Genomic DNA, 14,535 nt, shown 5'->3' on the forward strand with positions numbered 1-14,535 from the left:
ATTTGTGATAGCCCCTGAAATCATGTGGACTGAAGCGAAATGAAGGAGTCCGAAGGGCTGTACCGACTGTTCCGATTCCTGAAACGCTCGGCGATAGGGGCAGTCGTTATTGCGGCGGTGCTGGCTGTCTTCGGTTACGCCATTTACACTCGCAGCGTCGATCCACGCGGAGCGTGGACCATCGCATCCCGTGAGCTGAACGGAGGAATGCTGCATTTCGGTGAACGCGTCGAAAGGTATGCCAAAGCGTACCACCGGCGGCCGGCGGACTACTATCGGGCCAGCAATGGCCTGCTCGTGGCCACGAACGACCGGGTGATATTCATCGGCGTATCTCCTACCGACAAACTCGCCAGCGATGATGCACCGGCGACAATCCTGCAGTTCGAGTATGCGAACGACACGCTGCTGTCGATGGACAGGCAACGGCTGTACGGCCTCACGGCGAAGGGCGTTGTGATCGCGCATGGTAACAGCAAGGCAGGCAACTTTGCTGCCGCCAAGGGAGCCGAGGGGGCACTGGACAGTCTGATCGATCACGTGAACACGCGTATCGTTGCCCAGAAAACCGAAGCCGCTCGCGAGCGGCAGCTGCGCGCAGCCGTCGCAGTGGTCATCGACGAGCCAATCTACTATGTCGTCAAACGCGGCGATGCCATCTCGACGATCGCAACCCGGTTCGACACCACGCCTGAGCAGATCAGGGCATGGAATAACCTCGTTGGAGATCGGGTCAGGATTGGACAACAGCTTACGGTGAAGCCGAAGGGGCCGCGGCAGAAGCCACCCCCCGCCCCTGCCGCAACCCCAGGCGCCGCTCGCGCATCAAGGGATCGGGGATAGAGTCAGCTACGCCTCCAGGCGGTAGCCTGCCTTCCAGACCGTCAAAATATGGCGCGGCGATGATGGGTCGTCTTCGAGCTTTCGGCGAAGCTCGGCAATGTGGATATCCACCGTGCGGGTCATCACTTCAGCCTGGTGACCCCAGACTTCCTTCAGCAGATGAAGGCGGCTTACAACGGCGCCGCGCCGTCTGACCAGTGACAACAGGAGGTCGAACTCCTTGGGCGTAAGAGCAATCTCGAGGTCAGATTTTCTGACAGTCCGCGAGAGAGTGTTGATGGAGACCGTGCCGAACTCCTCGATGGCGGGGTCGCCGTCCCGCTGATCAACGACCCTGGCGCGCCGGAGTATTGCCTCTACGCGCGCCATCAACTCGGACAGACTGAACGGTTTCGTCACATAATCATCTGCGCCCAGACGGAACCCGAATACCTTGTCGGCTTCTTCCCCACGAGCGGTCAGGATGAGCACCGGAACGTCCTTCCCGTGATTTCTCAACTGTTTGAGAATGGTGTACCCGTCCATGGTCGGCAGCATCACGTCGAGCACGACCAGGTCAGCGTCCCCGGATATCGCCATCTCGAACCCGCGTAACCCATCCGTGGCGCTCTCCACCTCGTAACCTTCGGCCTCCAGACTCCGCGTGAAGCCAAAGGCAAGGTTTTCGTTGTCTTCTATCAGGAGGACCTTGCTCACCAATTCGCTCCTGCGACCGTACGATCGCCCACCGATTGCCTGCCGACAGCGGCGTCGCCGGCCTCTCGCGGAAATTCAACCATAAACCTTGCTCCTCCTCCGGGAGCGTCCTCCACCCATGCATTTCCCGAGTGCAGCTGCACGAGCTCGCTCACGATAGACAATCCGATTCCGCTGCCCCCGGCCGCGGACTCAGCTTCCCGCCCAAGCCGAAAGTAGGGATCCCAGATCTTCTCCCTTGCGTCACGTGGAACTCCCGGGCCTTCGTCCGATACGGCGATGGTCACCCGCTGGTCAGTGCCCGATAGCTCGACAGAAACCGTCTGGCCGACAGGACCATATTTCACCGCGTTGTCGAGCAGGTTGAGCACTATCTGGCGCAGCGCCCGCGGGTCAACACGCGCCAGGTACCCCGTTGCGATCCTCGACTCCAGCTTCGCGCGGCGCGCGCGGGCAAGCGGTACGAATGCATCGATGGCAGCCTCCACCTCGCGATTCATTGCAACCGGTTCCGCAACTACACGGCTTCCGCCATGCTCGGCACGGGCAAAGGAGAGCACATTCTCGACGAGGTAAGTAAGACGCTGCGCCTCTTCGTCGATAATCCCGATCGACCGGTCGCGTTCCTCTTTCGAACGAAGTTTTCCATCGCGGATGAGCTCGGCAAAGAGCCGGATCTGCCCCAGGGGCGTCCGGAGTTCATGAGATACTCCCGAGACAAAGTCGACCCGAAGCTGGGCAAGTTGCTGCTGGCGCCGCAACTGCAGCACCGCTGCCACGATCAACCCGACCGTCAATGCAAACAAAATACCGAGGGTTGGAAGGCGCGACCTGGGAAGTCCCCCCAACACCAGCTGAGGAGCAATGTCGGAGCGCAGCGGCACGGCAAAGCCGCATCCGGCCGAAACGCTCATCCAGGGAATCGACGGCAGTGGAAGATGACGGGAATACATCGGTCGCCGACTGGAATACGTTGCCACCCACTGGCGCCATAGCGCTGACCGTCAGGACTGAATCGCGCGCGATACCACGCAGCAGCGAAGGTGGCAGCAGCGTGCTCCGGTCGAGAACCTGGCGGAACAACGGCTGCACGAAAGAGCGGGCGTCGGTCTCGAAGCCGTAAGTAAGGAGGGGACTACCGTCGTAATCCCGCGAGACAACGTAGCATACGATGCGCAGGCGGCCCTCGATACTGTCGATGCTCGCTACGTAGGAATCGTTCGTGATGATGATGCCGAGCAGTGTCGCCGGACTGCGGTCTGCGGATCCGAATGCCTGCGTCCTGATGGGCGGTGTTTCGAACCGCCGCGGCTAACTCGCGAAGGTGTCGCGCACCCAGCGCAGAACCCGCGCCGATGGCTGTTGGCCCGCGATGGTCATGGCACTGTCCCGCCAGTCGAATCGGAAATAGAACCGGACACCGTCGAGATATTTCGCGGGCACCTGAGGCTGACGCGACGCCGCCATGAAGTCGCCGGGGGTCGGCCACCCGGCGTGATTGGCGGGGTCTACACGCGTGAGCGGAACGATGAAAGTCGATATCATCGCGCTGAGGAATTCGTGTGACGACTGCTGGTTCATCTGCCACGACGCAAACGCCGCATAGTCATTCAACGCTCGCTCAGCAGCCCGACGATTGGTCCGTGCAGCGGCCTGCGCCTGGTATGCCAGAATTCCACTCATCGCCAGCGCCAGCACGAGAAGAACGACCAGCAGTGCCGGGCGCGAGCGATTGGCCGGCGGCCGGCTTCTCATACCGCGTTCAACTTGAACCCTGATTCTGCGATCACTGACTCGACTCTCCGGGCTGCCGGGCTGTTATCTGCGCCGCATACCAATGCGGCGGCGCGATTGACGCGCCGCCGCAAAAATCCTGATCCAGTGAATATAGAATCCGCCCCCGGGTCGGAGCATCAGCAATGGGTCAGTGGCTGGTAAGAAAGCTGTAAAGTCCGCGGTTAGTATTCGCCTTCTTCCTCGAGCTCGAAGAATGGATCGGGAGGAAGCTGGCCGGTGCGCTCGACGTGAATCACACGCCGCATCGTCTGGCCTCCAGCGGTTATGGTGACCAGGTAGTCGCCTTCACCAACCGGCGCGCCGGTACGCTGACCGCCAAACCCGCCACCCCCGCCCCCTGCTCCGCCTCCACCGCCTGCGGCACCACCCTGCGGAGCACCAACGCCGGCGCGAAGAGGCGCCTCGGCAGGCCGAAGATTCAGGCTCTCATCGGGCGAAAGCGAGAGCGAAGCACGCTGCCGTCCTGCACGCCCGGCCGTGGTGTCACGCCGGCCGGAGGCGCTGTCGCCTCCTGCACGCCGCACGGAGTCCTCACGTTGCCGGCGCACGCCTGCGGCGCGAATGCTGTCCCGCAACGCGGCCGGCCCGAGAGCGCGCGGGAGACCGCGGTAGTCCCAGTAGACGCGATGCACGCCCGGCCCTCCCGGCCCGTTCAAGCGGCGCACGACGTCGCCGCGCACGTTCGTGATTACGATGCGCGCCGTATCTCGGCGCGAATCGCCGGCAGTGAGCCGATACGCGAGCGGTGTCCCGAATGGAGGATTCTCCGCGGAGAATATCTTGTTGCCATTCCACTGCTGAGTTGTAGTCTGGGCGTACTGGTAGCTCGGGCCCGGTTGAAAGAACCATGCGCTTCGCGAAACAATGCTGTCGGCCATCTGCTCCAGCGGCGCGACATCAACCATCCATATCGAGCGGCCATGAGTACCGGCGATCAGTTCACGATCTCGCGGATGAATCTGCAGGTCGTGAACGGGAACGGAGGGAAGTCCGTTCATGAAACGTTGCCAGCTTGCGCCGCGGTTCGTGGATACGTAGACGCCAAGGTCCGTGCCCACGAAAAGCAGATCGCGATTGTGCGGGTCCTCGCGAACGACATGAATGAAATCCGCGCTTCCCGACGGCAGGTTGTTCGCGATCGACCGGAAGGTCCGGCCAAAATCGTTCGACACGTAGAGGTACGGTCTGAAATCATTGTCCCTGTGCCTGTCAAACGACACGTAGACCGTTGCCGTGTCAAAATGCGATGGTTCCACCCTGCTCACCCACGTGCGTGCCGGGAGTCCCGGAAAACGTGTTGTCAGATTTGTCCACGCGCCTCCGTCGTTCGTGGATCCCCATGTGTTGCCATCGTCCGTGCCTGCCCAGAGAATGCCAGGCCTTACTGGCGATTCCGCCAGCGTCGTAATGGTGCCATGTGTCTCAGCGCCGGTCGCGTCGCGCGTTATTCCGCCCGTGGTTCTGGTGCTGATTCGGAGGCGGGTCGAGTCGGCCCTGGAAAGATCGGGAGAAATCGGGAAGAAATTATCGCCGCGGTTGGACGATTTCAGCACCCGGTTGCCGCCCATGTATACCGTCGTGGCGGAATGCGGCGACAGGAAGAACGGAGCTGCCCAGTTGAACCGATAGCGCCGCGCCGAATCTGCAGAGGCCCGATTTCGGAGTGACGTGAGGGCAGCGCTCACCTGCGGCGTTTCAGGCCGGGTAGTGTCTCCCCGCGCAATGATCAGCGAATCCTCGAACTGAGTTTGCCCGCGCGTGCCGCCGCGCATTATCGTGTAGCGCGCGCCGTTCGCCAGATCCAGCCGGGAAGCATTGCCGCCCTGCGATTCGCTGTAGATGATGTTGGGGTCGTTGGGATCGCTGGCAGTGTAAAATCCGTCGCCGCCGCCGACGTTGAACCAGTCGGCATTCGTCGAGCCAAGCCGGCCCCGCGTGCGGCTCGGCCCGCACCACGATCCATTGTCCTGAAGCCCGCCACACACCCGGTACGGCTTGGCCATATCGAAGCTGATTGCATAAAACTGTCCGATTGGAAACGTGTTCGGAAAGTCGTACGTACCACCGCGGTCCCAGGTGATGCCAATGCCGCCATCGTTGCCGATTATGAAGTGTTCGGGATCACGCGGATTGATCCACATCGCATGCCAGTCGGTATGAATGGAGAGTGCGCCGCGGCGCTCGGTTTTCCCCCCGTCATCCGAAAAGCGAAACACCGATGACATCCAGTAAACGCGGTCGGGATTCTTTGGGTCGACGCGAACCTGCGAGTAGTAAAATGGACGCGCGTCGCCTGCGTTCCGCTGCATCAACGCCCATGTGGAGCCGCCATCCGCCGAACGGTAGAGGCCGCTGTTGAGCCTTTGCGCGCGCGCCGTATCCGCACGCTGCCCGCGCACGGCTGGTTTCGGCAACGTATCGGCCTCGACAAGCGCGTAGATCACCTGCGGATTGGAAGGCGCCACTGCGATGCCGATCCTGCCTTTCGGTGTAGCGGGAAAGCCGCCTCCCCTTATTTCAGTCCACGTTGCTCCCGCATCGGTGGACTTCCAGAGGCCGCTTCCCTTTCCCCCGCTGTTGAGGAAATACGGTCCGCGCACGCGTTCCCAGCTTGCAGCGTAAAGCGTGTTCCGGTCAGTCGGATGCATCTCCAGATCGATGAAGCCGGCCTTGTCGCTTATGAACTTGACCAGCTTCCACGACGCGCCACCATCAATTGTCTTGTAGAGGCCCCGCTCCGGATTCGCCCCCCAGGTGTGACCGACCGCAGCCACGTACACGATGTTCGGATCCTGGGGATCGACAACAACGCGTCCGATATGTTGTGTTTTCTCGAGCCCCGCCAATTTCCACGACTTACCTGCATCCGTGGATTTGTAAATGCCGCCTCCGGGAGAGATTGAATTGCGGGCGTCTTCCTCACCCGTGCCGGCATAGAGTATGTCCGGGTTGGAAGGGGCAATTGCAAGGTCCCCCATTGAGATCACGCGCTCCCTGTCGAACAGCGGAAAAAACATCGTTGCGGCGTTGACGGTCTTCCAGATGCCACCCGTGGCGGTGGCAACGTAAAAGACCTTATGGTTTCGCGGATCGACTTCGATATCCGTGACTCTACCGCCCATGTTCGCCGGCCCGATCGCACGCCAGCGAAATGCATCCAGCGCCGCCGAATCGAGAGGCGTTGAGAGTTGTGCGGCGAGTGAGCTGGAGAATGCAGCGCTGATGGCCGCTGCAATTACAAGAGCGGGACGAAACAGGAGTGTGCGCATGAAGGAAGGAAGTGGGTTGTCCGGCGTTTGTGGAACTCAGGCGGCGGTAGCGGAAGCAATATCGATGTCTGACCAGGGCCGCTCTGAACGCGGCCACCCGACGAGCTCGGGATGAAATATGTGAGCGAGCAGCTCGACAGCTTCTGACATTCGCGGACCCGGCCTCGCGAAATATGCGTTGGCATCGACGGCTACCACACGTGCATCCGTCACCCGCGCTAAAGTCTTTGCCAACTCAACAGACTGTTCGAGACCGTATCCGCACGGTGACACGATGATGATCTCCGGTGCTGCATCGATCAGATCGCGCTGGTCGACGCGAACCGAATCCTCCCCCGGCCTGCCGAGTGGATCGGAACCGCCGGCGAGCCCGATCATTTCCGGGACCCAGTGTCCGGCACAAAAGAGCGGATTTGTCCACTCGAGGAAAACAACGCGACGGATTCTCGCACTGCCGACCGCCGCGCGTACGGCGTCGATCCGCTGCCGGGTAGTTTCAACAAGTGCGTTTGCTTCCACTGAACGTCCAATAGACTCACCGACCGCAAGGATGTTTTCCTCGATCTGGGCGATCGTCTGCGGAGTGAGGAAAAGAATTTCCGGTCGCGGCCCGAACGATTCCACGGCGCGACTCAGCTCATTCCCCGATGGCGCGCAGACACGACAAAGATCCTGAGTGAGAATGACGTCCGGCGCCAGATCGCGCAGCAGTACTTCATCGATTTCGTACATCGAAGCGCCGCTCGTCATCCGCTCCCCAATCGCCTGGTCAATCTGCTCCGGCGTCAAACCATCCAGCTTCAAAGCTGGACGGCTTACTACCGGCAGTGTGCGCACCGACGGCGGAAAGTCGCATTCATGCGAGCGGCCAACGAGCTCGGCACCTGCGCCAAGCGCGTGTACAATCTCCGTTGCCGCCGGAAGGAAGGAAACTATTCGCGACACTTGGGAACTCCGGGTCTCGATTCCAGCATACGTTGCTTGCCCATTTGCACGGAAACTACACCTCGTCCCAGATCTTGCGGTGGCTCGTTTCCTCCAACGTCAGAGAGCCGACGATGAACGTAAGCGCCGCAATGGCGGTGGGGTAGAACAGGCCGGCGTAGATGTTTCCGGTGCGCGCCACCAGGGCGGTGGCGATAAGCGGCAGAAATCCTCCGAACCACCCGTTGCCGAAATGATAGGGAAGTGACATCGACGTATATCTCACGCGCGCTGGAAAAGACTCGACGAGAAATGCGGCGACGGGCCCGGTGATCATTGCGGCAAACACAATCTGCACGACAATCAGAGCGACAATCACGGGTGCATTCAGGGGCGCGGAGAACGACGTCATTGCACGGTACAGGACGAAGTATGAAAGCGCCGCGAAAAGATTCCCGGCCATCATCAGTCTCTTCCTGCCGAATCTGTCCGACAGATGCCCGAACAGAATGAAAAATGGAGTGCCTGCGACGAGCGCCGCGGCGACGATTGCATACGAAGTCGCGAGAGGGATTTTGAGCACGGTCTGGAGAAAGAAGAGGGCGTAGAACTGTCCGGTATACCAGACCACCGCCTGCCCGGCGGTCACTCCGAACAGCACCCGCAGCACAACTTTCCATTTCGGCCAGCTGTCGAAACTTTCTCTTATGGGCGACACCGCCGAGCCGCCCTGCGCCTTGAGTTTGGCGAACAGTGGCGACTCTCCGAGTTGCAGCCGGATGTAAAACGACAGCGCCACGAGAGCGATCGACAGGAGAAATGGTATGCGCCAGCCCCACCGCGCGAACTCCGCCTCGCCCAGCGCATTGCGCGTTAACAGAATTACCATCAATGAGACGAACAGCCCGACGGTGGCCGTGGTCTGAATGAAACTCGTGTAGAAACCACGTCGCGCATCCGGTACGTGCTCGGCCACGTACACGGCGGCGCCTCCGTACTCGCCTCCCAGAGCAAGGCCTTGCAGCAGGCGCAATATCACAAGGATAATCGGAGCGGCGATACCGATTGAGTCGTAGCCGGGGAGTATACCGATTGCAGCAGTCGATCCTCCCATGATCAGCAATGTTGCGAGAAACGCGTACTTGCGGCCGACGAGATCGCCTACCCTTCCGAAAAACAGAGCGCCAAGCGGACGCACCGCAAAGCCTACGGCAAAGGTGGCGAGCGTTTTCAGAAAGCTTGCTGTCGGACTGCCTGACGGATAGAACTGCGTCGAGATGATCGTTGCGAGACTTCCAAAAATGAAGAAGTCATACCACTCGATCATCGTGCCGGCGGTGGAAGCGGCGATCACCCGCCAGATACCACGCGGCTGCGCGTCGGGTTTCAGCTCGGTCTGCATTGCGCATATCTTGGTTTGTGCTGCGACATCCGACAACCACCGAGTGCTACATTGGCACGACATGGACCTGAATGCGGATATCGGAGAGCACGATGGCGAAGGCTTTGCCCGCGATGCTGAATTACTGGCGATAGTGACGTCGGCGAGCATTGCGTGCGGTGCCCACGCGGGATCGGAATCCGTCATGCGGCAGACCATTCGTGAAGCCGCCCAGCGCGGAGTGGCGATCGGCGCACATCCGGGATATCCCGATCGCGCCGGATTTGGCAGAAAGAGCATATCGATGCCCGCTGCCGATCTCGCAGCGGTGATCGTCGCTCAGGTAACTGCGCTGTTGCTGTGCTGTGACGAAGGCGGTGCGCAGCTGAAGTACGTCAAGCCTCACGGGGCGCTTTACAATCAGGCAATGCGTGACCCCACGATCGCGAGAACGATTGCCCGCGCGACCAGCTTGATAGATCCACAGTTGTTTGTTCTCGCTCCGGCGGGCAGCGCGCTTGCCGCCGAGGCGGCTGCGGCCGGGCTTCGCGTTGCGAGGGAGGCGTTCATCGATCGGGCATATCTGGATGATGGGACGTTGATGCCGCGAGACCGCGACGGCGCTTTGCTACGCAATCCCTCCGTAGCAGCGGAGCGCGCGCTGGTGATGGCGAGAGATCAAACCGTCACCTCAGCCAGCGGCGAAGTCATTGCGATGTGTGCTGATTCATTGTGCATCCATGGCGACAGCGTCGGCGCGCTTGCAATGGTTCGCGCGGCAAGACGCCGCCTGGAGCAAGCTGGAATGGTCATCGCTCCATTCGCTCCGTGATACTCAGACCGCCCGCGTTCGCGCCACTCGGCGACAGCGCAATAGCGATCAGGTTCGGTGAGGGAGCGAGCGACGAATTGAGTCGTGCCGTGTTTCGCTCCGCACAGGCGCTGGCTCGCGCGCGGATCGACGGCGCTGACGACATCGTTCCGGCGTATGCTGTGCTCACCGTCTTTTACGATCCGGTCGCGGTGAGCTACGATGACATGCTCGTGCGTATTCAGGCGGCGCTCCCGGATGAGGCAGATGCTGCAGACGATTTTCACACTCCGCCGGCGACGTTAGTGAGAATTCCGGTGCGGTACGATGGAGAAGATCTCGACAACGTCGGCCGCACTACTGGTTTGAGTACCAAAGATCTCATCGAGCTCCATTCGGGGGGCGACTACCGCGCACAGGTAATCGGATTCGTCCCCGGCTTCGCCTATCTCGGCACGCTCGACCCTCGTCTTTCATGTCCACGCCTCGCATCGCCCCGGAAACACGTACGGCCCGGCTCGGTCGCGATCGCCGACTTGCAGACCGCCGTTTATCCCTCGACGACGCCGGGAGGATGGAACATCATCGGACATACCGAGACCGTAATGTTCGATGCGATGCGCGATACCCCGGCGCTGTTGCGCGTGGGCGACCGGGTGAAGTTCGATCCGGTCGACTTGTGATTGCCGTGGCGCGGGCACCGGCGTACCTGACCATCCAGGATATGGGAAGGCACGGGTATCGCAGCGCTGGCGTTCCGCGGGGTGGTGCAATGGACGAATGGTCACTTGCAGCAGTGAATCAGATAGTCGGCAATGCGCGTGGCGCGGCGGGACTGGAATGGGCACTGAGCGGCGGTGCATTGCAATTCCGCGACAACACCACATTTGCAATCGGCGGAGCAGATGCGGTGTGCGCCCTCAGCGGAATTTCTGTCGACCCTTACCGTGCTATCAGCGCGAAGGCGGGCGACACCCTCGTCGTCGACAGAATCATCGGCGGAAGATTTCTCTACGTTGCAGTTTCAAGAGGGATCGCATGCGAACCGGTGCTGGGGAGTCGAAGCACATACCTCGCCGGTGGATTCGGCGGGCACGACGGACGGCGTCTGCGGTCAGGCGACCTGATCGCAACCGGCGCAGTCAGGCGGTCGATGCGGCGTCATCAGGTGAGTGATCCCCTGCCCGCCCATCTGCAGCCCTCATTGCGCACCGACGCAATGAGAATTGTGCTCAAGTTGTTCGCCGGCGGGGATCCTGTACACGATTTCATGTTCGCCAGGTACCACGTATCGCTGGCGTCGGACCGAACCGGATACAGACTCGACGGAATCATGCAGACCGGCGGCGAATCTGTTACGTCGGAGCCCGTGTGTCCGGGTGCGATCCAGCTTCCGCCCGACGGCGGGCCGATCGTACTCATGGCTGATGCTCCCACTATCGGAGGTTACCGGGTCGCCGGTTGCGTAATATCGGCGGATCTGGGATCACTCGCGCAGAAAGTGCCCGGTGATGAAGTGACGTTTGAGGCGGTCAGCGTGCGCGTCGCGCAGGCCCATCTGCAAAAGCGTGAGGAGCTGATGAACGCTATCGCGGAGTGGGCACTGTAGCTGGCCTGACCGGCATGTTGCACGCATCCCGCATTTAAGCAGAAGCAGGAGGCGGACCGTCTACTGACTCCGCGCCGCTGAACTGTTCAGGGCGTGCCCTGGAACATGATCGACACAATCTGATCGGCGATCGCGTCCCGAACCGACTCTGCGTAGTGCAGCTCGTCGTTCGTCACGTGCAGCGTCGGACTCTTCCACGTTAAACCGTTGTCGTTCGACGTCAGCGTTGCAATATCGATGAGTCTCACTCCTTTCGCCTGCGCAAGCGTGCGGATGAGATTGTTGAGCTGAGGGATTTGTTCGCTGGCGCCCGCATTGCGAGGTGGCAGCGTCGCAACCATCAGCCGGTTCGCCGGGAGTCCGCTGGCGGTCCACTTGTCAATCATGATCTCGATGTTGTTGCGAATTTCGGTCGCTGACGGCCCACCCGGCCGGGCGTCGTTGGTACCCATCGATATGTACGCGTAATCGGACGTGCGCGGCATGAACGCCTGAACCCTCCGCACCGGGCCGTCGGGGAAGAAATCGTTGGAGGGCTCGTTCCCGCTCCACGGGAAAGCGGCGCCGAGTACTTCGCCGTCGAAACGCGTTACACCGTTGACTACCGTGAGAGCATTCGGGCTTCCAAGGAAACTGCGGCCGGTCGACGTTCCCGTGTTCGAGATTCCATGATTCACGACCTTGATCGTTTTCGACCGGCTCGCGCGCCAGCGGGATTCAACTTTGCCGGCGAGCTGCAGCGGACTGTTAGGTGCGCCGGGCCCGAGTCGGATGGCGGGGTTGGCATTTGATACGTACGATGCGACTCTTGGTGCTGCCTCGGCGCCTTGGTAGCCCAGGTCGGTATTGGAATCACCAAACGTTACCAGCTGCACCTCTGCCTGCCCGATAGCAACAAAAATCACCGGGTTGCCGGTAAGGCCTTGGACGGTAGCGAACAACGAATTGCCGCCGATGCCGAGCGTCCAGCTCCCGACCGTTGCGATTCCCGAAGCATTGGTGACTGCATTGGCGCCGGTGATAGTGCCCGTTCCGCTGCGGATGCTGAACACGACACTCACGCCCGAAACTCCAACGCCCTCGGAGTCGGTGACCTTGACCGACGGCGCGATCGGAACAGCCGCGTTTGCGAGGGCCTTCTGATTGTCACCAGCGTTGATGGCAATTGCGGTTGGCGGCAGAGCGATCGCCGTTGCCACGAACGTGAACGGACTGCCGGCGAGCGTCCCGGCGGTAGCGGTAAGCCGGTTGTCCCCGATGGTCGGGCCGAGGGTCCAGCTGCCGACCGTCGCGATACCGTCCGCATTGGTCGTCGCTTCTGCCCCGGTGATGCTGCCACCGCCGACGACAACCGCGAAGGCCACGACGTATCCCGGCACGGGTATACCGGCCGCATCAGTGATTCTGACGGATGGAAGCGTTGCAATCCGTCGGCCCGGTATCGCAGTCTGATTGTTCCCGGCGAACGGGGTCATCGTGGCGGGGACGGGGGCCACGGCTGTCGCGCTGAAAGTAATTGGGCTCCCATTCAATCCGCTCGCGCTGGCAATGAGAGTTTGCGAGCCAGGAGTGGTACCGAGCCGCCATCCGCCAACGGTGGCAATGCCCAGATTGTTCGATAACGCAACTCCACCCGTAACACTGCCACTCCCCGGACCGGGTGTAAACGTCACTGCAACGTTTGCAACCGGATTGTTGTTTGCGTCGGTAACCTTGACTGACGGCGGCGTCGCGACAAGTCCGCCCGCGGTCGCAGATTGATTGTTTCCGGCATTTGCCACGATGATCGCTGCTGGCCCAGCTCCTCCCGCGGCGGTAAATGTCACGACAACGCCCGGAACCGCGGCTGACGATGCAGTGAGCAAGTTGGGACCTGCTATGGTCCCCAGCACCCAGCTTCCCACAGTGGCGACGCCGCTGGCATTGGTCGTTGCCGATGCTCCGGTGATTGTTCCGCCGCCACTGGCCACTGCAAAGGTCACCGCGACGCCGGCCACCGGATTGCCCGCGGCATCGGTCACCTTCACCGAGGGTGGTGCCGGCACTGCAGCGCCAGCTGTCGCACCCTGTCCGTCTCCCGTGTTAGCGATAAGCCTCGCCGGCGGACCCGGCACGACGGTGATGCTCGCTGTCACGGATTTCCCTTCGGATGTTGCGGTAACTATCACTGTGCCCGGCACGCCCGGCGTTGCCAGCCCGGAGGATGCATTGACGGTGAGGATTGCAGAGTTATTGGTGGCCCAGGTCACCGGGCGGCTCAACACGTCACCTTGGTCATCCCTGAGAATCACAGCAAGCTGACGGGTGGTTCCGACAACGACGTTACTCACGTCCCCGGTGAAAGCGATCGATTCGACCCTCGGCTGCATCATCACTGCAAAGGTTCCAAAGCGCGTAACGTCTCCGCTCACGGTCTTGCTGGCCAGGTTGACCGTGCTGCCCGCTACGACTCTCCATACCCCCCCAATCACCTCGTAAAGCTGCAAGCCTGCTTCTGGGCTACCGGCGGCAATTTTCGAGGGATCGTATTTTATCGTGATCGTCACCGGTGAGGCGAATGTCGCGGCTACCGGACCGAAATCGAAGGCAGTTCCGGGCAAAAGGCGCGCATTGGCCGGAGGCGCGGCGGCAGGAACGACGGTCAGATTCCGGGTCGACGCGAGCGCGCCAGCCGGGAAGGTCAGAACGACTGCGCCGCCATTGAGCGTAAACGCTCCCCCCGAGCTCGAGACCACGGCGCCTTCTTTCACTACCACGTCGACACTGGCGGTGCGACCTTCGACGCTGGCTGTGATAACCGCGGTGCCAACAGCCACGCCCGTGATCAATCCGCCCGCAACTGTAACTTTTGAGGAGTCGGAGCTCGACCAAGTGACGATTCGGGCGGTGAGCACGCTGCCGGACGCATCCTTGGGGATGACCTGTACCATTTCCGCGCCGCCGGGCACCAGCTCCACTGTGCCCACAGGCGTTATCGCGACCGTCGCGACTGCCGGAGGAGGACGCGTGGGCCCGTCGCCACAGCCCCACCCGAAGCCCAGCAGCGCGGTCAACACCGCGAACGGCCGAAACGCCGTCAGGCGGCGTAAAGACCGGGCCGAAGCGTTCAGGCGCATCATCCGCGGCAGACGCCAGTCAGGCGACGAGCCGCGCCAGGATGCGCACAGTGCGAGGGCAGAACGAGTGAGAAAATTGGCTATCTCCG

Annotated in this window: 11 protein-coding genes; 4 read left to right on the forward strand and 7 right to left on the reverse strand. The window is 61.4% G+C overall.

Annotated elements, in window-relative coordinates; translation table 11 throughout:
* The first annotated feature begins 39 nt into the window (after window positions 1–39).
* Entirely contained in the window at window positions 40–843 is an 804-nt protein-coding gene (locus WKF55_09240) for a LysM peptidoglycan-binding domain-containing protein (protein MEJ7759765.1), read from the forward strand.
* A gap of 6 nt (window positions 844–849) precedes the next feature.
* Here WKF55_09240 and WKF55_09245 read toward each other — a convergent pair whose 3' ends face one another.
* The 6 genes from WKF55_09245 to WKF55_09270 all read right to left on the reverse strand — a co-directional run bounded on the left by WKF55_09245 (window position 850) and on the right by WKF55_09270 (window position 8,931).
* Window positions 850–1,539 (reverse strand): response regulator transcription factor, encoded by a 690-nt coding sequence (locus WKF55_09245; GenBank protein ID MEJ7759766.1) that lies wholly within the window; start codon window positions 1,537–1,539, stop codon window positions 850–852.
* Entirely contained in the window at window positions 1,536–2,453 is a 918-nt protein-coding gene (locus tag WKF55_09250) for a HAMP domain-containing sensor histidine kinase (protein ID MEJ7759767.1), read from the reverse strand. The genes WKF55_09245 and WKF55_09250 overlap by 4 nt, the downstream gene beginning before the upstream one ends.
* Before the next feature lie 397 nt (window positions 2,454–2,850).
* Entirely contained in the window at window positions 2,851–3,294 is a 444-nt protein-coding gene (locus WKF55_09255; protein MEJ7759768.1) for a hypothetical protein, read from the reverse strand.
* A gap of 203 nt (window positions 3,295–3,497) precedes the next feature.
* Entirely contained in the window at window positions 3,498–6,605 is a 3,108-nt protein-coding gene (locus WKF55_09260) for a hypothetical protein (GenBank protein ID MEJ7759769.1), read from the reverse strand.
* Between the two features lie 36 nt (window positions 6,606–6,641).
* The gene (locus WKF55_09265; GenBank protein MEJ7759770.1) at window positions 6,642–7,550 is read right to left on the reverse strand and encodes an ABC transporter substrate-binding protein; all 909 of its coding nucleotides are present in this window, start codon (window positions 7,548–7,550) and stop codon (window positions 6,642–6,644) included.
* Window positions 7,551–7,605: 55 nt separating this feature from the next.
* Window positions 7,606–8,931 (reverse strand): MFS transporter, encoded by a 1,326-nt coding sequence (locus tag WKF55_09270; GenBank protein MEJ7759771.1) that lies wholly within the window; start codon window positions 8,929–8,931, stop codon window positions 7,606–7,608.
* A gap of 43 nt (window positions 8,932–8,974) precedes the next feature.
* Between WKF55_09270 and WKF55_09275 the strand changes: the two genes are divergently transcribed.
* From WKF55_09275 to WKF55_09285, 3 genes are read left to right on the forward strand one after another with little or no spacing between them, the layout of a single operon-like run.
* The gene (locus WKF55_09275; GenBank protein ID MEJ7759772.1) at window positions 8,975–9,742 is read left to right on the forward strand and encodes a 5-oxoprolinase subunit PxpA; all 768 of its coding nucleotides are present in this window, start codon (window positions 8,975–8,977) and stop codon (window positions 9,740–9,742) included.
* Entirely contained in the window at window positions 9,739–10,404 is a 666-nt protein-coding gene (pxpB, locus tag WKF55_09280; GenBank protein MEJ7759773.1) for a 5-oxoprolinase subunit PxpB, read from the forward strand. The genes WKF55_09275 and pxpB overlap by 4 nt, the downstream gene beginning before the upstream one ends.
* Window positions 10,401–11,330: a biotin-dependent carboxyltransferase family protein gene (locus WKF55_09285; GenBank protein ID MEJ7759774.1), complete on the forward strand. Its 930-nt coding sequence runs from the start codon at window positions 10,401–10,403 to the stop codon at window positions 11,328–11,330. Before pxpB ends, WKF55_09285 begins: the two co-directional genes overlap by 4 nt.
* Window positions 11,331–11,416: 86 nt before the next feature.
* Here WKF55_09285 and WKF55_09290 read toward each other — a convergent pair whose 3' ends face one another.
* The gene (locus WKF55_09290; protein MEJ7759775.1) at window positions 11,417–14,449 is read right to left on the reverse strand and encodes an SGNH/GDSL hydrolase family protein; all 3,033 of its coding nucleotides are present in this window, start codon (window positions 14,447–14,449) and stop codon (window positions 11,417–11,419) included.
* Window positions 14,450–14,535: the final 86 nt, after the last annotated feature.

This window comes from Gemmatimonadaceae bacterium, assembly GCA_037721215.1.
Lineage (GTDB): Bacteria > Gemmatimonadota > Gemmatimonadetes > Gemmatimonadales > Gemmatimonadaceae > UBA4720.

Coding starts and splice junctions, on each gene's coding strand:
- WKF55_09240 (MEJ7759765.1), top strand. CDS start 40: ATGAAGGAGTCCGAAGGGCTGTACCGACTGTTCCGATTCCTGAAACGC.
- WKF55_09250 (MEJ7759767.1), bottom strand. CDS start 2,453: ATGAGCGTTTCGGCCGGATGCGGCTTTGCCGTGCCGCTGCGCTCCGAC.
- WKF55_09255 (MEJ7759768.1), bottom strand. CDS start 3,294: ATGAGAAGCCGGCCGCCGGCCAATCGCTCGCGCCCGGCACTGCTGGTC.
- WKF55_09260 (MEJ7759769.1), bottom strand. CDS start 6,605: ATGCGCACACTCCTGTTTCGTCCCGCTCTTGTAATTGCAGCGGCCATC.
- WKF55_09270 (MEJ7759771.1), bottom strand. CDS start 8,931: ATGCAGACCGAGCTGAAACCCGACGCGCAGCCGCGTGGTATCTGGCGG.
- WKF55_09290 (MEJ7759775.1), bottom strand. CDS start 14,449: ATGATGCGCCTGAACGCTTCGGCCCGGTCTTTACGCCGCCTGACGGCG.